Origin of the sequence: Colwellia sp., assembly GCF_013215345.1 — a bacterium.
Lineage (GTDB): Bacteria > Pseudomonadota > Gammaproteobacteria > Enterobacterales > Alteromonadaceae > Colwellia.
Genome location: NZ_JABSOV010000072.1, coordinates 16,457 through 21,014, shown reverse-complemented (window position 1 = coordinate 21,014; position 4,558 = coordinate 16,457). Strand labels below are relative to the sequence as shown.

The following is a 4,558-nucleotide window of genomic DNA, read 5'->3' as shown; positions in this document are numbered from 1 at the left end:
GTGCCCTCATTGTGGGAAATAAGCAATCAAATTGTCAATCCTTCATTCTCCATCAATAATTAACATAATGGTTTTTAATAACTTATCCGTCTATAGATTATTATCTTCCAATGGTTTGCTTTTAAGACAAAAAATTTATAACCGCTAGGATGCTTTAGCCCTAGACTTATAGGGTATTCAATGAAAAATTGAGGTTGCCTTATGAGTTCTATTTGGAAGTACCAAGCACGGCGTTTAAAGCAAATGATTGATGCAAATAATGAAACTCAAGCCCATCTTTATATGGAGCGGTTATTATTATTTCCTATCGATATTCAAGATAAAATAATAGAAGATATTAGTCACCTTCCCCACTGCAATAGTGATGCTGTTGCTACTATCCTTGGCCATTATTCAATATTTGAACTAAAGTAGCTGATATGGCTACTTTAGCTGCATTGTGGAATATGGTAATTAAAAACCATTAACTTGATAATTGCTGTATTCGCAGTTTAGCAATTTTGTCACGTACCGCGGCAGCTTGTTCAAACTCTAAATTTTGTGCATGATTTTGCATTGTTTTTTCAAGCCCCTCTATTTTAGTATCTATTTGCGCTGTACTTAGTAGGGGCTCTTCTGCTTGCTGGCTAATATGATAATTTGCATTAGCTTCTGCTACCTTATCGAGTGATTTGGCATCACTATAACTGCCAACATCCATAACATCGGTGATAGTACTAGTAACGCCTTTCGGGGTGATGTTGTTATCTAAATTATATTGATGCTGTTTATCTCGGCGGCGATCGGTTTCATCTATAGCACGTTGCATTGAACCGGTAACTCTGCCCGCATATAAAATTGCTCGACCATTGATATTACGTGCTGCGCGGCCAATAGTTTGAATCAAAGAACGTTCAGAGCGTAAAAATCCTTCTTTATCAGCATCTAAAATCGCTACTAAAGAGACTTCCGGCATATCTAAGCCTTCACGAAGTAAGTTGATGCCAACTAAGACATCAAACTTACCCAACCTAAAATCTCGTATAATCTCAACCCGTTCAACGGTATCAACATCTGAGTGTAAATAACGAGTTTTAATGCCGTGCTCATCCAGATAATCAGTTAAATCTTCGGCCATACGTTTAGTTAACGTTGTTGCTAATACTCTTTCATTTAATGGTAAACGTTTATGTATCTCTGATAACAAGTCATCTACTTGTGTCTCAACAGGTCTAACTTCAATTTGTGGATCAAGTAAACCTGTCGGTCTAACCACTTGCTCGGCAATATCACCAGCAGACTTTTCTAATTCATAGTTACTTGGCGTGGCAGAAACATAAATGGTTTGTGGAGAAAGAGCTTCAAATTCATCAAACTTCATTGGACGGTTATCTAAGGCCGATGGCAGACGAAAGCCATATTCCACTAAATTTTCTTTACGGGATCTATCACCTTTATACATGGCGCCAATTTGCGGCACGGTAACATGTGATTCATCAATGATAAGTAAACCATCATCAGGTAAGTAGTCGAATAATGTTGGTGGTGCATCACCTTGCTCTCTACCAGATAAATAGCGAGAATAGTTCTCTATACCTGAGCAATAGCCAAGCTCTGTCATCATTTCGATATCAAATTGGGTTCGTTGAGTAAGACGTTGCTCTTCGACTAACTTATTATTGTCTTTGAGCTGCTGTGATCTGTGTTTAAGCTCAACTTTAATTTTCTCAACGGCCGCGACAATTTTTTCTCTAGGTGTCGCATAGTGGGTTTTAGGGTAGACAGTAACACGAGCCAGAGTTCTTTCAACTTGACCCGTTAGTGGATCAAATTGACTGATGCGCTCTATTTCTTCATCAAATAACTCAATGCGTAATGCTAAACGGTCTGACTCAGCAGGAAAAATATCAATCACATCACCGCGCACTCTATAAGTTGCCCGCGCAAAAGCGACATCATTACGCTTATATTGCAGCTCGGCAAGACGGCGTAAAATGTCACGCTGATTAATAATGTCACCTTGGCTAATATGTAACATCATCTTTAAATAAGAGTCAGGATCACCCAAGCCATATATTGCAGACACAGAAGCAATAATAATCACGTCACGACGCTCTAATAAAGCCTTAGTTGCCGATAAACGCATTTGCTCAATATGTTCATTTACCGAGGCGTCTTTTTCAATAAAAGTATCCGTAGTTGGTACATACGCTTCAGGTTGGTAATAGTCATAATAAGAAACAAAATACTCAACAGCATTATTAGGGAAAAACTCTTTCATCTCACCATAGAGTTGTGCAGCCAAGGTTTTATTCGGTGCTAAAATCATGGTGGGCCGATTAAGTTTTTCCATCACATTAGCAATGGTAAAGGTTTTACCTGAGCCGGTAACCCCTAACAGGGTTTGATGGGCTAAGCCCGATTCAATACCTTCTAAAAGTTGTTTTATTGCTCTTGGTTGATCACCACTGGGGGTATAATTTGAGCAAAGGGTTAGATTTCTCATACCACTTGCTCCTTAGAGTCAGGCTCAACTTGAGTGAATTGTTTAGTAAATAGTCGATACGAAATCATAGCCATTAATATATTACCTAATAAAGCGCCAGCAAAAAGGCCTGCTAAGCCATAAATTAAGCTACCTAAATAAGCTAATGGTAAATAACAAACAAATAGTCGTACCACACTCAATCCTAAAGCAATCATAGGTTTATGCAGTGCATTGAAAGATGAATTAGTTAAGATGATAATCCCTTGCAAGCCATATCCCAATGGCAGTATCCAAATGAAGAGTTTAATTAAGTCCGCGACTTCAGCCTCTTTGGCAAAAATACTGGCGATCCAATGCGCGCCAAAAGCCAATAAAATATAAATGAGAATTTGCCAGACTAGGATAAATTTTATCGCGACCTTGTATGCTTCTTCTACCCTATGCAATTGTCCTGCACCGAAGTTTTGGCTAATAAAAGGCGGTAATGTCATAGAAAGAGCAAGCACTATCAAACAAGCTATTGACTCAAGTCGTGACCCCACGCCAAAAGCTGCGACAGCGGATTCACCATAGGTGGCTACAATTGCTGTCATTATGGCCGCAGCAATAGGCGTTAGCATATTAGCACCTGCTGCAGGTAAACCAATTTTCAATATATCTCGACAAGAAGAGAGTAACTCTTTTAAAGGCAGCATACTGGTATGAATAAGATCATGCTTTTTAGTTAATATGTACAAGACAAAGCCTAAGCCAAATAGCCAAGAGATCAGGGTAGCAATTGCCGCGCCTTGTATTCCCATAGCTGGTACAGGACCAAAACCAAAAATAAAAATTGGATCAAGTATTGCGTTAATAAGCCCAGCACTCCCCATAATAATACTTGGTGTTTTAGTGTCTCCAGAGGCACGTAAAACAGCATTACCTATCATAGGTCCAATTAAACAAACACTACCTATATACCAAATATCCATATATTGATGGATTAGAGGTAATAAAGATGGCTGGGCGCCAAGTAGCGTAAATAAAGGGTCGGTAATTAAATAGCCGACAAAAGATAAACATGCAACGATAATTGCGGCTAAATACATTGCTGCTGTAGCAGCATTTTTTGCTGACCGGGTATCTTTTTTACCTAAAAATTTAGCGATAACGGCAGAGGTACCTATTCCCAAGCCAATAGTTAAACTCAGTACGGTGAAGGTAACAGGAAAAGTAAAACTGATTGCAGCCAGGGGTTGCGTGCCGAGAAGACTGACAAAAAATGTATCAACTAAATTGAAGGTCATCAATAACACCATGCCATAAATCATTGGAATGGTCATACGTTTTAGTGTAATAGCTACCGGGTCTTCAAGTAGGTTAACTTGCTTGTTATTTTTTGGGGAAATTTCTGTTTTGGTCATTTAATTACTATCGTGATTCTAATGGTAAGACAAGGTAAATTATATGCAGCGATGTATTGTAAAAGATTAACGTACTTTTACCTAGCGTAGATTTATTCGTTTAACTTTGGTTTATCAGTAAGTAGCCGCCGATAAAAGTTACTTATTAAATATGATGACTATTAATAAGTCCTATAAGCAAAACTTAACAGTACGCTAAGCAACGTTCTTAGGTGAATAAGAAAATACAACAACACACAGATAAAATGCTAGGTGGGCTCTTTGTTCAAAATTCAGCCTAAATTATCAATAAAAGGTTAAATCGAATTAAGTTGTTGAAAAGGTTGCGCTAATTAATTACAGCAAAATAGATTGACATCAAGCTAAGCCAAACAAACAGTTATTGTTACGCTAACTTACACTTTAATCCACATAGTTATCCACAGGAATTGTGGGTAACTAAATTCTGAGGTTAACGAGATTCCCCAATAGCTCAGTTGGTAGAGCGATGGACTGTTAATCCATGTGTCACTGGTTCGAGCCCAGTTTGGGGAGCCACATTATAGAGTTAGCGATAATAACCAAATATCGGTAACTGGATTTCTAAGTTTAACTTAGAAAAAGTTTACACTTCAATGATAAACAGAAGTTAAAAGTTTATTCCCCAATAGCTCAGTTGGTAGAGCGATGGACTGTTAATCCATGTGTC

General features: G+C 38.2%; 3 protein-coding genes and 1 tRNA gene. 2 read left to right on the top strand and 2 right to left on the bottom strand.

Annotated elements, in window-relative coordinates; all coding sequences use genetic code 11:
- The first annotated feature begins 201 nt into the window (after positions 1–201).
- Positions 202–414 carry a hypothetical protein gene (locus tag HRT50_RS12035; RefSeq protein WP_291614760.1) on the top strand — a complete coding sequence of 71 codons (213 nt, stop codon included), beginning with the start codon at positions 202–204 and terminating at the stop codon, positions 412–414.
- 49 nt (positions 415–463) lie between these two features.
- Here the strand turns inward: HRT50_RS12035 and uvrB are convergent, their stop codons facing one another.
- Positions 464–2,485, bottom strand: a complete 2,022-nt coding sequence (gene uvrB, locus HRT50_RS12030) for an excinuclease ABC subunit UvrB (protein ID WP_291614758.1) — start codon at positions 2,483–2,485, stop codon at positions 464–466.
- Positions 2,482–3,870, bottom strand: coding sequence for an MATE family efflux transporter (locus HRT50_RS12025; protein ID WP_291614756.1), 1,389 nt, complete (start codon positions 3,868–3,870; stop codon positions 2,482–2,484). The genes uvrB and HRT50_RS12025 overlap by 4 nt, the downstream gene beginning before the upstream one ends.
- Before the next feature lie 461 nt (positions 3,871–4,331).
- On the opposite strand from HRT50_RS12025, the gene HRT50_RS12020 reads away from it, so the two are divergent.
- A tRNA-Asn gene (locus tag HRT50_RS12020) sits at positions 4,332–4,407 on the top strand.
- The last annotated feature ends 151 nt before the right edge of the window (positions 4,408–4,558 follow it).

What these genes read in the sequence shown, in the direction of transcription:
- HRT50_RS12035 (WP_291614760.1), top strand. Translation starts at nt 202, where the DNA reads ATGAGTTCTATTTGGAAGTACCAAGCACGGCGTTTAAAGCAAATGATT.
- uvrB (WP_291614758.1), bottom strand. Translation starts at nt 2,485, where the DNA reads ATGAGAAATCTAACCCTTTGCTCAAATTATACCCCCAGTGGTGATCAA.
- HRT50_RS12025 (WP_291614756.1), bottom strand. Translation starts at nt 3,870, where the DNA reads ATGACCAAAACAGAAATTTCCCCAAAAAATAACAAGCAAGTTAACCTA.